The sequence below is a fragment of the Citrobacter sp. KH_055_1 genome (assembly GCF_057838705.1).
Genome location: NZ_CM174473.1, coordinates 1588142 through 1604523 on the forward strand (window position 1 = coordinate 1588142; position 16382 = coordinate 1604523).

Consider the following 16382-nt stretch of genomic DNA (forward strand, 5'->3'; position numbering starts at 1 on the left):
ACATTTTGACGCACCTGTCCGTTGTTCAGTCGCTCTGAGCGTTGCCTGCGTGCGCCGTCGGGACAGGTTGCCGAGTATGAAAGAAAAATTGTGGACGAAAGATTTTTGGGCCATCACGATTATCAGCTTTATTATCTTTTTTGTTTTTTATGTCCTGTTGACGCTGTTGCCGATCTATATCCTGGAGCGTCTCCATGCGACCCCTGATAAGGCGGGTTTATTAGTCACCTTCTTTTTGGGGGCCGCCATTGTGGTACGTCCGTTTGCCGGACAATGGGTGGGGAAATATTCGAATAAAACGATTCTGGTGCTCTCTTCTCTGGCCTTTTTGGTGGTCACTGCGCTGTATCCTGTTTGCCATTCAATTGAATCACTGCTGTTTATTCGGGTGCTTCATGGTGTCACGTTTGGCGTTATTACTACGGTAAAAGGGACGATTTCCGCGCGGTTGATACCGGCCTCCCGACGTGGGGAGGGCATCAGCTTTTTCTCTTTAGCTATGGGACTGGCGATGGTCGTTGGGCCATGGGTGGGTCTGAACATGGCGCGCTGGGAGGCCTTTACTTCCGCGTTCTGGCTTTGTACAGCGGTAGCGGCGGTGGGTATTGTGCTGTCATTGATTGTTGCCGTGCCGCCGGTGATTCGTCATGCCGATGGCTCGCAGCCTAAGCTGGGGTTTGCCGCCATGTTTGACCGTGCCGCCTTGCCTTTTGCCATGGTGACCTTCTTCATGACCTTTTCCTACGCCGGGGTATCTGCCTTCCTGGCGCTGTATGCACGCGAGCTGGATCTGATGGCCGCCGCCAGTAACTTCCTGCTTTGCTACGCTGTCAGCCTGATGATCTGCCGAACGTTTACCGGCAATATTTGTGATAAAAAAGGACCGAAATACGTGGTTTACCCGTGCCTGGTCGCCTTTACCGTAGGGCTTGTGGTGCTCGGATATACCCACGGCAGCATCATGATGATTATTGCCGGAGGGCTGATTGGCATTGGCTACGGCTCGGTGACACCGGTGTTCCAGACGCAAATTATTAGCGCGGTAGAGCCGCATAAAATTGGCATCGCCAATTCGCTTTTTTTCAACGCAATGGATGCGGGAATGGCGATTGGGGCATTTATTATGGGGATGATGGTAGAAGGCGTGGGGTATCGGGCGATTTATCTGGTCGGTGCCGTGCTGGTGGTTCTTGCCGGAGCTCTGTACATCATGCAGATGAAAAAACGCGGAGACGTGGTGCTGGTCTCCGCGCATGAAGTTCACTAGGCGTTACATCTCAATCTCAATATCACCCTTTGCCCGGCAACAGCAGGGCAGTATCTCACCCGGCTGAATAAAGGCCAAAGGCTCTGCAATCCAGTCAACCTGACCCGCTACCAGGCGGGTACGGCAGGAGCCGCAGTAGCCTTCACGACATTGATACTCGACCTCAACATTGTGCGATTCAAGCGCGGCCAGCAGGGAAGGATGTTCATCCTGGCACAGCAGCTGCGTGCCAGAGATGCGCAGGGTAATACGGCCCATCAGAGCTGGAAATTACTCAGATCGTCGGTATCGACTTCGGCATCGATTTGCCCGACCAGATAAGAGCTGACTTCCACTTCCTGCGGTGCAACCTGCACGTTATCGGACACCAGCCAGGTGTTGATCCACGGAATGGGGTTCGAACGCGTCTGGAACGGCAGGTCAAGCCCTACGGCCTGCATACGAATGTTAGTGATGTACTCGACGTACTGGCACAGAATATCTTTGTTCAGGCCAATCATCGAACCGTCGCGGAACAGGTAATCAGCCCACTCTTTTTCCTGCACAGCGGCCTGTACGAACAGGTCGTAGCAATCCTGTTTACACTCTTCGGCAATCTCTGCCATTTCCGGATCGTCTACGCCGCTGCGCAACAGGTTCAGCATATGCTGGGTCCCGGTCAGGTGCAGGGCTTCGTCACGGGCGATCAGGCGAATGATTTTCGCGTTGCCTTCCATCAGTTCGCGCTCGGCAAAAGCAAAAGAGCAGGCGAAGCTGACGTAGAAGCGGATCGCTTCCAGTGCGTTAACGCTCATCAGGCACAGATACAGTTTCTTCTTCAGCTCGCGCAGATTCACGACAACCGTCTTACCATTGACCGTGTGCGTACCTTCGCCCAGCAGATGCCAGTAGCTGGTCATCTCGATTAACTCGTCGTAGTAGCTGGAGATGCCTTCCGCACGCTTCTGAATCTGCTCATTGGTGACGATATCGTCAAACACCACCGCCGGATCGTTAACAATGTTACGGATGATATGGGTGTAAGAGCGTGAGTGAATGGTTTCGGAGAAGGCCCACGTTTCCACCCAGGTTTCCAGCTCAGGGATCGAGATCAGCGGCAACAACGCCACGTTCGGGCTGCGCCCCTGAATGGAGTCCAGTAAGGTCTGGTACTTCAGGTTGCTGATAAAAATGTGTTTTTCATGTTCTGGCAGCGCCTGAAAGTCAATGCGGTCACGAGAAACATCGACCTCTTCCGGACGCCAGAAGAAAGAGAGCTGCTTTTCGATCAGTTTTTCGAAGATGTCATATTTTTGCTGATCATAGCGCGCGACGTTCACCGGCTGGCCGAAGAACATCGGTTCCAGAAGCTGGTCATTTTTCGTCTGTGAAAAAGTGGTGTATGCCATTGATGTGAATCCTTTGTGGGATGAGCGCCGGATGGCGGTGCAAGCACCTTATCCGGCCTACAAACCGTGCAATCGTAGGCCGGGTAAGCGTAGCGCCACCCGGCATTATTCATCAGATCTTACATGCGCCGCTTTCGCAGCCATCGTCCTGGATAGACGGCACCATATCGTCCTGAGTATCTTCAGCACCGTCGCGGGTGTTCTGATAATACAGCGTTTTGACACCAAATTTGTAGGCGGTGAGCAGGTCTTTCAGCAATTGCTGCATCGGCACTTTCCCTGACGGGAAGCGGGACGGATCGTAGTTGGTATTGGCTGAAATCGATTGATCGATAAACTTCTGCATCACGCCAACCAGTTGCAGGTAGCCGTCGTTATTGGGCATTTCCCACAGCAGTTCATAGGCATTTTTCAGGTGTTCGTAATCCGGTACTACCTGACGCAGGATGCCATCTTTCGAGGCTTTGATACTCACGTGACCGCGCGGTGGCTCAATGCCGTTGGTGGCGTTGGAGATCTGCGAAGAGGTCTCAGACGGCATCAGAGCAGAGAGTGTGGAGTTACGCAGACCGTGAGTCTTGATCGATTCACGCAACGCTTCCCAGTCGTGGTGCAGCGGTTCGTTGACGATGGCATCCAGATCTTTCTTGTAGGTATCGATCGGCAGAATACCTTTGGCATAGGTGGTTTCGTTAAACCACGGGCACGCGCCTTGCTCTTTAGCCAGCTCATTCGAGGCTTTCAGCAGGTAATACTGAATGGCTTCAAAGGTTTTGTGGGTCAGGTTATTGGCGCTGCCGTCAGAGTAACGTTTACCGTTCTTCGCCAGCCAGTAAGCGTAGTTGATCACGCCAATACCCAGCGTACGGCGACCCATGGCACCGCGTTTAGCTGCCGGGATCGGATAATCCTGATAATCCAGCAGCGCATCCAGTGCACGTACCGCCAGCACGGCCAGCTCTTCCAGTTCGTCGAGGCTGTTGATAGCGCCGAGGTTAAAGGCAGAGAGCGTACACAGGGCAATTTCACCGTTTTCGTCGTTAACGTCGGTCAGCGGTTTGGTCGGCAGCGCGATTTCCAGGCACAGGTTGGACTGGCGCACTGGTGCGATAGCAGGATCAAACGGGCTGTGGGTGTTGCAGTGGTCAACGTTCTGAATGTAGATACGACCGGTAGAGGCGCGTTCCTGCATCATCAGCGAAAACAGCTCAACCGCTTTTACGCGTTGTTTACGAATGCTGTCATCGTTTTCGTATTGGGTGTACAGGCGCTCGAATTCGTCCTGATCGGCGAAGAACGCGTCGTACAGGCCCGGAACGTCAGACGGGCTGAACAGGGTGATGTCGCCGCCTTTCAGCAGGCGAGTGTACATCAACTTGTTGATCTGTACGCCGTAGTCCATGTGACGTACGCGGTTGCCCTCGACGCCACGGTTGTTTTTCAGTACCAGCAGGCTTTCAACTTCCAGATGCCACATCGGGTAGAACAGCGTGGCCGCACCGCCGCGTACGCCGCCCTGAGAGCAGGATTTCACCGCAGTCTGGAAGTGTTTATAGAACGGGATACAGCCGGTGTGGAACGCTTCACCGCCGCGAATCGGGCTACCCAGCGCACGAATGCGTCCAGCGTTGATGCCGATACCGGCGCGCTGGGAAACGTATTTCACGATGGCGCTGGAGGTCGCGTTAATGGAATCCAGGCTGTCGCCGCACTCGATCAGCACGCAAGAGCTGAACTGACGGGTTGGGGTACGCACGCCAGACATGATTGGCGTTGGCAGCGAAATTTTAAACGTCGAAACGGCGTCGTAGAAACGCTTAACGTATTCCAGACGGGTTTCACGCGGGTAGTTCGAGAACAGGCAAGCTGCTACCAGAATATAGAGGAACTGAGCGCTTTCGTAAATTTCACCGGTGACGCGGTTTTGTACCAGATATTTGCCTTCTAACTGCTTCACGGCAGCATAGGAGAAGGTCATATCGCGGTCATGTTCGATGAACGAGTCCATCTGCTTGAACTCTTCTTCCGTGTAGTCTTCCAGCAGATGATTGTCGTATTTGCCCATCTCAACCATTTTAACAACATGGTCATACAGTTTTGGCGGTTCGAACTCACCGTAGGCTTTCTTGCGCAGGTGGAAAATCGCCAGACGAGCGGCCAGATATTGATAATCCGGTGCATCGCGGGAGATCAGATCGGCGGCGGCTTTGATAATCGTTTCGTGAATATCGGAAGTCTTGATGCCGTCATAAAACTGAATGTGGGAGCGAAGCTCGACCTGAGAAATCGATACGTTATTCAGTCCTTCTGCCGCCCAATCCAGAACTCGGTGGATTTTGTCGAGATTGATGCGCTCTGTACTACCATCACGCTTTGTCACCAGCAGACTCTGATTCATGTGGTTTTTTACCTGTCCGTGAAAGAAAAAAATATCCCCCGTATTATCCACAGTGCCATGTTGTGACTAAGTCTGTGGATAAATACTATATGTAGGGGTTGTTTGATAAGATAGACGCTATATGGTGAGTATTCTAGTAGGGATTCTTTTCAGTACAAGAGTTGATTTTGGCGTTAAATTGAGGTTGCAAAAGGGTAATAATCGCTAAGTGCGCGTCTTATAAGGCCTGGCGAGGATGTCAATAATTGAGAAAAAAAATAGAAAATTTGATCGAGTGCTGATTTCTTCATCGAAGAGCGATTACGTTATATGATCTGGCACAGAGTTTGTACGCCTGATAAGCGAAACGTCATCAGGCGTGCAGATAAGTTACTCGGCTTTCGCGGTGGTGTGCACCATATAGTTCACGTCCACGCCTGGACCCAGCTTAAAGGTGTTGGTGATAGGGTTGTAGTGCAGGCCGGTCATGTGGCGCTCTTTTAACACTGTCTGATCAACCCACTGTAACAATTCCGCAGGCTTAATAAATTTTTTCACATCATGCGTGCCTTTGGGCACCATGCGCAGAATGTACTCCGCGCCAACCACTGCCATCAGCCACGACTTGCCGTTGCGATTGAGCGTGGAGAAAAACACCTCGCCGCCAGGTTTCACCAACTGCGCGCAGGCTCTGACCACCGACTGCGGATCCGGTACGTGTTCCAGCATCTCCATGCAGGTCACCACGTCATACTGGTGTGCATGTTTTTCGGCGTGTTGTTCCACAGTTTCTTGTACGTATTCCACCTGAATGCCACTTTCCAGCGCATGCAGTTTTGCCACCTGTAGCGGTTCAAAACCCATATCCAGGCCGGTGACCGTCGCGCCTTCGCGCGCCATGCTTTCAGCCAGAATGCCGCCGCCGCAGCCGACGTCGAGCACTTTTTTACCAAACAGCCCGCCTGAGCGCTCGGTGATATAACCCAGACGCAGCGGGTTAATGCGGTGCAGAGGCTTAAATTCACCTTCAAGATCCCACCAGCGCGACGCGACTGCTTCAAATTTGGCAATTTCTTCATGGTCAACGTTCTGAGTCACCGGGGCTTTTTCGGCATTCATTGGGGCTTCTACTCCTTAATTAGCAATACAAACGAGTATATCAGCCTGGCAGGATGAATAAAGCCTCTCTCAGGGGGAATCCATTTACCTGAATCTGCACGGATGTGTTATAATTTGCGACCTTTGAATCCGGGATACAGTAGAGGGATAGCGGTTAGATGAGCGACCTTGCGAGAGAAATTACACCGGTCAACATTGAGGAAGAGCTGAAGAGCTCGTATCTGGATTATGCGATGTCGGTCATTGTTGGCCGTGCGCTGCCGGACGTCCGAGATGGCCTGAAGCCGGTTCACCGTCGCGTACTTTACGCCATGAACGTATTGGGCAACGACTGGAATAAAGCCTATAAAAAATCTGCCCGTGTCGTTGGTGACGTAATCGGTAAATACCACCCTCATGGTGATACCGCCGTTTACGACACCATTGTTCGTATGGCGCAGCCATTCTCCCTGCGTTACATGCTGGTGGATGGTCAGGGTAACTTTGGTTCTGTCGATGGCGACTCCGCCGCAGCGATGCGTTATACGGAAATCCGTATGTCGAAAATCGCCCACGAGCTGATGGCTGACCTGGAAAAAGAAACGGTTGATTTCGTCGATAACTATGACGGCACCGAACGCATTCCGGACGTCATGCCGACCAAAATTCCTAACCTGCTGGTGAACGGTTCGTCCGGTATCGCGGTAGGTATGGCGACCAACATTCCGCCGCACAACCTGACAGAAGTGATTAACGGCTGTCTGGCCTACATTGACGATGAAGACATCAGCATTGAAGGGCTGATGGAACACATCCCAGGCCCGGACTTCCCGACCGCCGCGATCATCAACGGTCGTCGTGGTATTGAAGAAGCCTATCGTACTGGTCGCGGTAAAGTGTACATTCGCGCCCGCGCGGAAGTTGAAGCTGACGCGAAAACCGGTCGTGAAACCATCATCGTGCACGAAATTCCGTATCAGGTGAACAAAGCGCGCCTGATTGAGAAAATTGCCGAGTTGGTAAAAGACAAACGCGTTGAAGGCATCAGCGCGCTGCGTGACGAGTCTGATAAAGACGGTATGCGCATCGTGATTGAAGTCAAACGTGACGCGGTCGGGGAAGTGGTTCTCAACAACCTTTACTCCCAGACCCAGCTGCAGGTTTCCTTCGGTATTAACATGGTTGCGCTGCACCATGGTCAGCCGAAGATCATGAACCTGAAAGATATTATCGCTGCGTTTGTGCGTCACCGTCGTGAAGTGGTTACTCGCCGTACTATTTTTGAACTGCGTAAAGCCCGCGATCGTGCCCACATCCTTGAAGCGTTAGCGATTGCACTGGCCAACATCGATCCGATCATTGAACTGATCCGTCGTGCGCCGACCCCGGCTGAAGCGAAAGCCGGACTGGTTGCCCGTTCGTGGGAGCTGGGTAACGTATCGGCGATGCTGGAACGTGCCGGTGATAACGCTGCCCGTCCTGAATGGCTGGAACCTGAGTTTGGCGTGCGTGACGGTCAGTACTACCTGACTGAACAGCAAGCCCAGGCGATTTTGGATCTGCGCTTGCAGAAACTGACCGGCCTTGAGCATGAAAAACTGCTCGACGAATACAAAGAGCTGCTGGAGCAGATCGCTGAATTGCTGCACATTTTGGGCAGCGCCGATCGCCTGATGGAAGTGATCCGTGAAGAGATGGAGCTGGTTCGCGAGCAGTTCGGTGATGAGCGTCGCACTGAAATCACCGCCAACAGCGCTGACATCAATATCGAAGATCTGATCACCCAGGAAGATGTTGTCGTGACCTTGTCTCACCAGGGTTACGTTAAATATCAGCCGTTAACCGATTACGAAGCACAGCGTCGTGGCGGTAAGGGTAAATCAGCAGCACGAATTAAAGAAGAAGACTTCATCGACCGCCTGCTGGTGGCCAACACCCACGACACGATCCTGTGCTTCTCCAGCCGTGGTCGTCTGTACTGGATGAAGGTCTATCAGCTGCCGGAAGCGAGCCGTGGTGCGCGTGGACGTCCAATCGTCAACCTGCTGCCGCTGGAAGCCAACGAACGTATCACCGCGATTCTGCCGGTACGCGAGTACGAAGAGGGCGTGAACGTCTTTATGGCAACCGCTAGCGGTACCGTGAAGAAAACGGCGCTGACCGAGTTCAGCCGTCCACGTTCAGCCGGTATTATTGCGGTTAACCTGAATGAAGGCGACGAACTGATTGGCGTGGATCTGACCTCCGGGTCTGACGAAGCGATGCTGTTCTCTGCCGCGGGTAAAGTGGTGCGCTTCAAAGAAGACGCCGTTCGTGCGATGGGTCGTACTGCGACCGGCGTACGTGGTATCAAACTGGCGGGCGAAGACAAAGTCGTTTCTCTGATTATTCCACGTGGCGAAGGCGCTATCCTGACCGTGACGCAAAATGGTTATGGTAAGCGTACTGCGGCAGAAGAGTATCCGACCAAGTCGCGTGCGACGCAGGGCGTTATCTCCATCAAAGTCACCGAACGCAACGGTTCCGTTGTTGGCGCGGTGCAGGTGACCGATAGCGACCAGATCATGATGATCACCGATGCTGGTACGTTGGTGCGTACTCGCGTGTCGGAAATCAGCGTGGTTGGGCGTAACACCCAGGGCGTTATCCTCATCCGCACGGCGGATGATGAAAACGTGGTGGGTCTGCAACGTGTAGCTGAACCGGTTGATGACGAAGAACTGGATTCTATCGACGGAAGCGCTGCGGAAGGGGACGACGATATCGCGCCTGAAGCAGAAAGCGATGACGATGCGGCGGATGACGCAGAAGAGTAATTAAGTCGTAATGAGAAGGGCCGGAGAAATCCGGCCCTTTTTTTTAGTTCATCCTTTCCACAATCATTGCAATCCCCTGACCGCCGCCGATGCACAGCGTAGCCAGTCCGAGGGTTTTATCCCGCGCTTGTAGCGCGTGAAGCAACGTGACCAGAATACGCGCCCCGCTGGCGCCGATAGGGTGCCCAAGCGCGATTGCTCCGCCGTTGACATTCACCTTTTGTGCATCAAATCCCAGCGTTTTCCCTACTGCCAGAAACTGTGCGGCAAACGCCTCATTGGCCTCAATCAGATCGATATCAGACAATTGAAGCCCGCTCAGTTGCAGCACTTTTTGCGTCGCCGGAACCGGCCCCATGCCCATGATGGCGGGTGCGACGCCGCCGCCGGCATAGGCTTTGATCCGCGCCAGCGGCTTCAGCCCAGCAGCCAGCGCCGTCGCTTCTTCCATGATTACCAGCGCGGCGGCACCGTCGTTGATCCCCGAAGCGTTACCGGCCGTGACGGTACCCGCTTTGTCGAAGGCCGGACGTAATGCGGCAAGGCCTTCCGCCGTAGAGTCGGCTTTGGGGAATTCATCACGATCAAACATGATCGCTTTTTTCCGCGATACCACACTCACCGGGACGATCTCTGCCTCAAATGCGCCTGACTCTATTGCCGATACCGCTTTACGCTGCGACATCAGCGCCAGTTCATCCTGCATCTCCCGGCTAATGCCATACTCCTTGGCAACGTTTTCAGCGGTGATCCCCATATGGTAGCCATGCTCGGCGCAGATCAGACCGTCGCGCAGGATTACATCTGACAACTGTCCGTCCCCGAGGCGATATCCCCATCGGGCTTTGGCGTCTAACAGATACGGTGCCTGGCTCATGTTTTCCATGCCACCGGCGACAATTGCCTGAGCCTGTCCGGCCTGGATTGCCTGAGCGGCAAGCGCCACGCTTTTGAGGCCCGAGCCGCACACTTTGTTGAGGGTAAAACCGCATACGGTGTCGGCGAGACCGCTTTTTAACAGCGCCTGGCGTGCCGGGTTCTGTCCTAAACCAGACTGCAGCACGTTGCCCATGATCACCTCGTCAACCCGGAGTGGGTCAAGGCGGGCGCGCTCTAGCGCGGCTTTAATCACGGTGGCTCCGAGTTCGACGGCGCCGGTGGTGGCCAGTGAACCATTAAAGTTACCAATTGCGGTACGCGCCGCACTGACGATGACACAATTTTTCATTTTTCTGTTCCCTTAAATAAGTGGTTGCCGTCAGAACAAGGTCAATCCAATGACGAAAATGACGCCGGAGAAAAGCAGGGCGGTGATGCAGTAGCCCATAATGTCGCGCACGCCCAGCCCGGCGATAGCCAGCGCAGGTAATGCCCAGAACGGTTGCGCCATGTTCATCCACTGCTCGCCGTAGGCGATGGCCATCACCGATTTACCCAGGTCGGCACCGAGCGCCTGCGCGGCAGGCAACACGAACGGTCCCTGAATAACCCAGTGTCCGCCACCTGATGGCACGGCAAAGTTAATCAGCGCGGAACTGAAGAAGGTCATTAATGGGAAGGTGTCTTTGTTGGCGACGTCGATGAAGAATTCGGTAATCAGCCCGCCGAGACCGGAATGCTCCATCATTAGTTGGATCCCGGCGTAGAAGGGGAACTGTACCAGGATCCCCGCGGTGCTGCGGGCGGCGGCGCTGACGGCACGCATATAGGCCATTGGCGTTTTGTGCAGCAGCAGACCGGCAATCATAAACATCAGGTTGACGGTGTTGATGGTGAGGTTGAAACCCTTGTCGGCGAAATACAGTGCCAGGTAAGCAATCCCCAGTCCGCCAATGATCAGCGTCAGAATACGGCTCTCTTCCAGACGCTCGGACGGCGGTGCGTCTGGCGGGAGTTTCTTCTGGAAATCATCTTCTTCCAGCAATAATTTTGGATCGATGCTGATCACATCAGACGGTTTCGGCGTCATCATGCGTGTGATGAACGGCATGACCACAATGAGCGCCAGAGTGATGAAAATATTGAAATCGGTAAACAGAGTGTCGCTGACCGGAATTAACCCGGCAACGTGCTCGACCGGGTTGCCCGGCGTTGCTGCCAGCAACGGCATTGAGCCGGAGAAGCCGCCGCCCCAGGTCAGAAAGCCGATGTAGGCGCAGGCAATCAGCAGCGGGTAGTCAGAGCCGGGTACCCGACGGGCGACTTCACGAGCAAACATCGCTCCCACCACCAGACCAAAGCCCCAGTTGATGACGCTGGCGACCGCGGCAAAGAATGTCACCAGCATAACGCCCTGAGTGGGGGTTTTAGCGGCTGAAGCGGCGGTGCGCAGCAGACTTTTAACCGGACCGGAGCTGGCCAGCGCGTGGCCGGTGACGATGATCAGCGCCATCTGCATACCAAATGCCAGCAGATTCCAGAAGCCGTCTCCCCAGAACTTGACCATGCTGATCGGTGTTTGCGGCGTCAACCACAGCGCAATGGCGAACGTTATCAGCGTCAGCAGCATGGCGAAGATCAGCGGATCGGGCAGCCAGCGGCTGACGAAACGCGTCATAAAGCGTGACATACGGCCAATCATACGTCACCTCGCAGGATGACCAGATCGGTGGCGACAGCAAATTGTGCGTCGGTTTTCTCACGCAGGGCGGTGATATCGCAGCCTTCCGCGATTTCTGTCAGCCACATTTTACCGTCAATGAAGCGGAAAACGGCGAGTTCGGTGACCAGCATATGTACCGCGTGCTGGGCCGTTAGTGGCATGGTGCAATGGCGGAGAATTTTAGCCGCGCCATCTTTCGCACAATGTTCCATGGCGATAATGACTTTACGCGCGCCGGTGACCAGATCCATTGCGCCGCCCATACCGGGCACCATCTTACCGGGAACCACCCAGTTGGCGAGGTTAGCCTGTTCATCAACCTGCAACCCACCGAGGACACAGGCATCCACATGGCCGCCGCGAATTAACGCAAATGACATGGCGCTATCAAACATTGCGGCACCGGGCAAAATACCACACGGTTGCCCACCGGCGTTGACCAGATCGGGATGGGCGGTGGTGACCGGACCCAACCCGAGAAAACCGTTCTCGGACTGCAAGGTAATGTGAATATCGGCTGGCAGGTAGTTGGCGACCATCGTCGGCAGACCGATACCTAAGTTCACCACGTCGCCGTCACGAAGTTCTTGCGCTACGCGGCGCGCAATACGTTGTTTAGCATCCATAATCAGGCCTCCAGAGGGGAAATGATGTGGTCGATAACGGCGCCGGGGGTGATTATCTGGTCAGGGAGAAGCTCACCTATTTCGACCATTTCATCCGGCTCCACCAGCGTGAGGTCGGCGGCAAGGGCGATCAGTGGGTTGAAATTGCGCGCGCTGAGTTGATAGGTGAGGTTGCCAAGCATGTCTGCGCGGTGCGCACGAATCAGCGCCAGGTCTGCACGCAACGGGCGTTCAAGCAGCCAGGTTTTGCCATCAAGCGTCAGGGTCTGCTTGCCGTCTTCGACAATGGTGCCGACGCCGGTAGGTGTCAGAAAACCGCCAAGCCCGGCGCCGCCGCAGCGGATTTGCTCTATCAGGGTACCTTGCGGCACCAGTTGAACCTCCATTTCACCGGCAATCATGCGTCGACCGGTTTCAGGATTGGTGCCAATGTGCGAAGCAATCACTTTGCTCACACGGCCATTGACGATCAGCGGCCCGATCCCGGTATCGACAAAGGCGGTATCGTTAGCGATAAGTGTCAGGTCTCTGACGCCGGACTCAAGTAAAGCTTCAACCAAACGGGGTGGGGTACCTACGCCCATAAAGCCCCCGACCATGATGGTCATGCCGTCGCGAAAGAAATGTGTAGCGTCTTGTAAGGTAAGAAGTTTTGTTTTCATTCTATTTCCCTGTTGCCTGGTCCATTTTGGGTACATCAGGGAATTGCAAGCGGGATGCCAGAATGGTGAAATAGAAAGGAATATCGTTAATTCATTGAATCTGTAGGGTTATTTGTTCTCAGGCTATGTGATAGTGATGGGGGGGCTATGCAGAGTTTTGCGCAGTGTGCAAAATTCTGCATAGCAACTTTCTGTCTCAAACCCCTGTCGGGTCGATGTCATATTCTTGAAGTTTATACATCAGGGCGCGTCGGCTGATACCCAGCATCAGCGCCGTGCGGGTGCGGTTTCCGTCCTGTTGTTCAAGAACCTCCACGATGATCCGTTTTTCCTCGCGTTTAATTTCTTCTTTCAGGCTACGTTCCCCCGTTTGAGTGGGTTTTACTTCGGTTATTGCGCTGACGGGTGAACGGAACTGGTCGGGAAGATCGTCGGCAAAAATCACCGCGCCGGTGTTCATTACCACCGCGCGTTCAATCACATTGGAGAGTTCACGGATATTGCCCGGCCACGACCAGGCACTGAGGATCGACATTGCTGTTGGGTCGATATCGATGATATCGCGCTGATTCTCAGAACTGAATTTTTGTAAAAAATGGTTGGCCAGCAGGGCGATATCTTCCCGCCGCTCACGTAACGGTGGCAGCTGAAGGTGGATGACATTCAAACGATAAAACAGATCTTCGCGGAAAGTGCCTGCTTTCACCATTGTTTGCAGGCTACGGTTGGTGGCGGCGATAATGCGGATATCGACGCGAATGGTTTGATGCCCGCCGATGCGTTCAAATTCTCTTTCCTGCAAAATGCGCAGCAGCTTCGCCTGCAGGCCTGGTGGCATTTCGCCAATTTCATCAAGGAAAAGCGTACCCTGATGGGCGCGTTCGAATAAACCCTGGCGTAGCGTTTGCGCCCCGGTAAACGCCCCCTTTTCATGACCGAACAGCTCGCTTTCCAGTAACGATTCCGGCAGGGCGGCGCAGTTGATTTTGATAAAAGGGCCGTTGGCGCGTCTGCTGTTGTAATGGATCGCCCGGGCGATCAGCTCTTTTCCGGTGCCGCTCTCACCGCTTACCAACACGCTGGCCTGCGAGAGGGCGATTTTCGCCGTATCTTTACAGATATCCTGCATTAGCGGGCTGTTGGTCAGGATATGCCCCCATTGCCAGCTGGTGCTTAGCGCTTTATGCAGGTTGCGGATCTCCTGCTTCATCGCCTGTAGCTGCAACGCGCGCTGGATAACCAGGTTAAGCTCATCCAGATCGAAAGGTTTGATCACGTAATCAAATGCGCCGCTGCGTAAGGCTTCTACCGCCGTTTCGACTTCAGCGTAAGCAGTCATCAAAATGACGGGGATACGCGGTTGCTGAGTACGCATGGCTTTCAGTGCCTCAATACCGTCCATGACCGGCATGCGAATGTCCATCAACACTACGTCAGGCTGCTTTTCGTTAAACAGCGCCAGGCCAGCCTCACCGTCGCAGGCGCTGTGCGTCTCATGTCCTTGCAGAGAAAACGCGGTAGTCAGCATACGGCAAACATTGGCTTCATCATCAACGATGAGAATACGGTAGGTGGTTTTCATTCTGACGGGGTTTCCTGCGGATGAGTCGGTAAAATAAGGGTGAAGGTTGCACCGCAGCCCGGCATGCTGGCGACGCGAATATCGCCCTGATGGGCGTTAATAATCCGCTGGCTGAGGGCCAGACCAAGCCCTGTTCCCGAGGCTTTGGTGGTGAAGAACGGATCAAATATTTTTTTCTGCAGCGCAATATCGATGCCGCAGCCGTTATCCTCGATGGTCACCGCCTGTTGTGACGCCGCGTATTGCCAGGTACGGATCTTAATGTCACCGCGTGCGCTGATGGCTTGTACCGCGTTGATTAAAATGTTGAGGATCACCTGCTTAAGTAACTCGCGATCGGCAACGATCGCCGGCAGGTTGGGGTGTAACTCCGTGGTAAAATTAATGCGCGCCTGAATACCAGCGGTTTGAACCAGGATCAGCGTTTCTGCAATCAGCGTATTGAGCTGTACCTGCTGCCATTTGCTGCGTCGCGGACGAGAAAAATCCAACAGTTGCTGAATGACCCTGTTGATTGAGTCAATCTCGTTCAGCACCACGGATAAATATTCCTGATGCTCCGGCAAGGTCGTTTGTTGGCGGATAATCTGCACATAACCACGGATTGCCGTCAGCGGATTTCTCACTTCATGAGCCACTCCGGCCATCAGTTCGCCGAGGGTGGCAAGCCGTTCAGTTTGTGCCAGTCGCCGCTGGGTCTCTTTACGGGCGGTTAAATCGGAGAAGAAAACCAATGCGCCGATCAGTTCACCGTGTGCATTATGGATCCGGCTGGAAGTTACGCTTATCTCAATGACACGGTCGCGTCCGGGAAAGCTGACTTCCTGAGCGACATGTTCGGTACCATGTTCCAGCGTATCCAGCACCGGGCTGGAAAATGGGGTGTTGGAAAAAATCCTGGCATAAGGTTGCCCGACTAACTCATGCAACGTGTAACCGGTAATTTGTTCCGCTGCGGGGTTCATCGTGGTGACATCACCCTGCCTGTCGATAGCAATCACCCCGTCGGCGGCGTTTTCAATAATCAGATCGTTAAGGGTTTTGGTTTCCAGCAGCGTTTGCGCCAGCGCATTGACGCTGCGGCTAATTTGCCCCAGTTCGCCGGGCAATTCTGGCAGTCGGGTTGGCGTTTTTTGTCCCAGCGTTAACAGACCGTCGGTGATGATGTCGATATTGGCGCTGAGACGGCGGGAGAACAGCACGATCAGCAGCAGGCTGATGAGCAGTCCTGCCGCCAGCACGGCGACGATTCTGACGTCCATTTTTCTCGCTTGCTGGCGAATATCTTCCGTCAGTTCGTTGGCCCAGATATAGCCAATAACCTCACCATGACGTTTGATCGGTAGCATTGAATTAAGGATGTCGCCGCGCACCTGTTGGCCTGAGACGACGATGGCCGACTGGGTGCTCATCACGTCACGTCCTGGGTGGTCAGGTGAGATAGTGAGTCCCACATTGCCCTGATAAAGCGCAGAAGGGGAGTAGGTGATCACGGCATCGAGGGCTTTGTGGTAGTAGCCCGCGCCCACGCCGGGAAACGCCTGTGTGATGCGCTCGGTGATGGGGCCCAGCGCCTGATTAAGCGCACGAATGCGCGCGTCACGCGGCAAATTTGCATAGTCGCTAAAACGATCGCCCAAGGCATCGTTTAGCAGGGCTAACACTGATGACAGTTTTTTCTCTTTTTCAGATAAGACTGCTGAACGGCCTTCGGTTTCTACGATATAACCAATGGATATCGTCGGTACTGTCACCATCAGAATGGCCATCATGATCATTTGGTTGCGTAAACGTCGCGGGGTTAAACGACGCGTCAGCCATTTCAGGTCGGGCATTCTGACATCCGTACAAGGTATTTAAGTCAAACGACGATTATCAGGGGTTAAGATAATGTTTTCTCAGCGGTGTATCATATTCCCGTAAAGAGAGGGCATTGCGACGCCGGGCATTTACCGCTACCTTAA

At 54.0% G+C, this 16382-nt stretch carries 12 protein-coding genes; 2 read left to right on the forward strand and 10 right to left on the reverse strand.

The features are described from left to right. Window positions 1-76: 76 nt before the first annotated feature. Window positions 77-1267 (forward strand): MFS transporter, encoded by a 1191-nt coding sequence (locus AC3ITF_RS07385; RefSeq protein ID WP_489176272.1) that lies wholly within the window; start codon window positions 77-79, stop codon window positions 1265-1267. A 3-nt stretch (window positions 1268-1270) separates the two neighbouring features. Here the strand turns inward: AC3ITF_RS07385 and yfaE are convergent, their stop codons facing one another. From yfaE to ubiG, 4 genes are all read right to left on the reverse strand, one after another. Beyond that, window positions 1271-1525, reverse strand: coding sequence for a ferredoxin-like diferric-tyrosyl radical cofactor maintenance protein YfaE (gene yfaE, locus AC3ITF_RS07390; RefSeq protein ID WP_096756406.1), 255 nt, complete (start codon window positions 1523-1525; stop codon window positions 1271-1273). After that, on the reverse strand, window positions 1525-2655 hold the full coding sequence (gene nrdB, locus AC3ITF_RS07395; protein ID WP_096756407.1) for a class Ia ribonucleoside-diphosphate reductase subunit beta: 1131 nt from the start codon (window positions 2653-2655) through the stop codon (window positions 1525-1527). Before nrdB ends, yfaE begins: the two co-directional genes overlap by 1 nt. Before the next feature lie 112 nt (window positions 2656-2767). After that, the gene (gene nrdA / locus AC3ITF_RS07400; RefSeq protein WP_096756408.1) at window positions 2768-5053 is read right to left on the reverse strand and encodes a class 1a ribonucleoside-diphosphate reductase subunit alpha; all 2286 of its coding nucleotides are present in this window, start codon (window positions 5051-5053) and stop codon (window positions 2768-2770) included. Between the two features lie 369 nt (window positions 5054-5422). Beyond that, window positions 5423-6151 carry a bifunctional 2-polyprenyl-6-hydroxyphenol methylase/3-demethylubiquinol 3-O-methyltransferase UbiG gene (gene ubiG / locus AC3ITF_RS07405; RefSeq protein WP_096756409.1) on the reverse strand — a complete coding sequence of 243 codons (729 nt, stop codon included), beginning with the start codon at window positions 6149-6151 and terminating at the stop codon, window positions 5423-5425. A gap of 158 nt (window positions 6152-6309) precedes the next feature. On the opposite strand from ubiG, the gene gyrA reads away from it, so the two are divergent. After that, on the forward strand, window positions 6310-8946 hold the full coding sequence (gene gyrA / locus AC3ITF_RS07410) for a DNA topoisomerase (ATP-hydrolyzing) subunit A (protein WP_096756410.1): 2637 nt from the start codon (window positions 6310-6312) through the stop codon (window positions 8944-8946). 43 nt (window positions 8947-8989) lie between these two features. Here gyrA and AC3ITF_RS07415 read toward each other — a convergent pair whose 3' ends face one another. The 6 genes from AC3ITF_RS07415 to atoS form a co-directional block, all read right to left on the reverse strand. Continuing rightward, window positions 8990-10174, reverse strand: coding sequence for an acetyl-CoA C-acetyltransferase (locus AC3ITF_RS07415; RefSeq protein ID WP_489176273.1), 1185 nt, complete (start codon window positions 10172-10174; stop codon window positions 8990-8992). A 30-nt stretch (window positions 10175-10204) separates the two neighbouring features. Then, a complete protein-coding gene (locus AC3ITF_RS07420) occupies window positions 10205-11527 on the reverse strand; it encodes a TIGR00366 family protein (protein ID WP_181632067.1) in 1323 nt (440 codons plus the stop codon). Beyond that, window positions 11524-12174: a 3-oxoacid CoA-transferase subunit B gene (locus tag AC3ITF_RS07425; protein WP_115257936.1), complete on the reverse strand. Its 651-nt coding sequence runs from the start codon at window positions 12172-12174 to the stop codon at window positions 11524-11526. The genes AC3ITF_RS07420 and AC3ITF_RS07425 overlap by 4 nt, the downstream gene beginning before the upstream one ends. A 2-nt stretch (window positions 12175-12176) precedes the next feature. Then, window positions 12177-12836, reverse strand: a complete 660-nt coding sequence (gene atoD / locus AC3ITF_RS07430) for an acetate CoA-transferase subunit alpha (RefSeq protein ID WP_135911701.1) — start codon at window positions 12834-12836, stop codon at window positions 12177-12179. 196 nt (window positions 12837-13032) lie between these two features. Further along, entirely contained in the window at window positions 13033-14418 is a 1386-nt protein-coding gene (gene atoC, locus AC3ITF_RS07435; protein ID WP_115257938.1) for an acetoacetate metabolism transcriptional regulator AtoC, read from the reverse strand. After that, window positions 14415-16253, reverse strand: a complete 1839-nt coding sequence (gene atoS / locus AC3ITF_RS07440) for a two-component system sensor histidine kinase AtoS (protein WP_174360349.1) — start codon at window positions 16251-16253, stop codon at window positions 14415-14417. The genes atoC and atoS overlap by 4 nt, the downstream gene beginning before the upstream one ends. Window positions 16254-16382 lie beyond the last annotated feature (129 nt).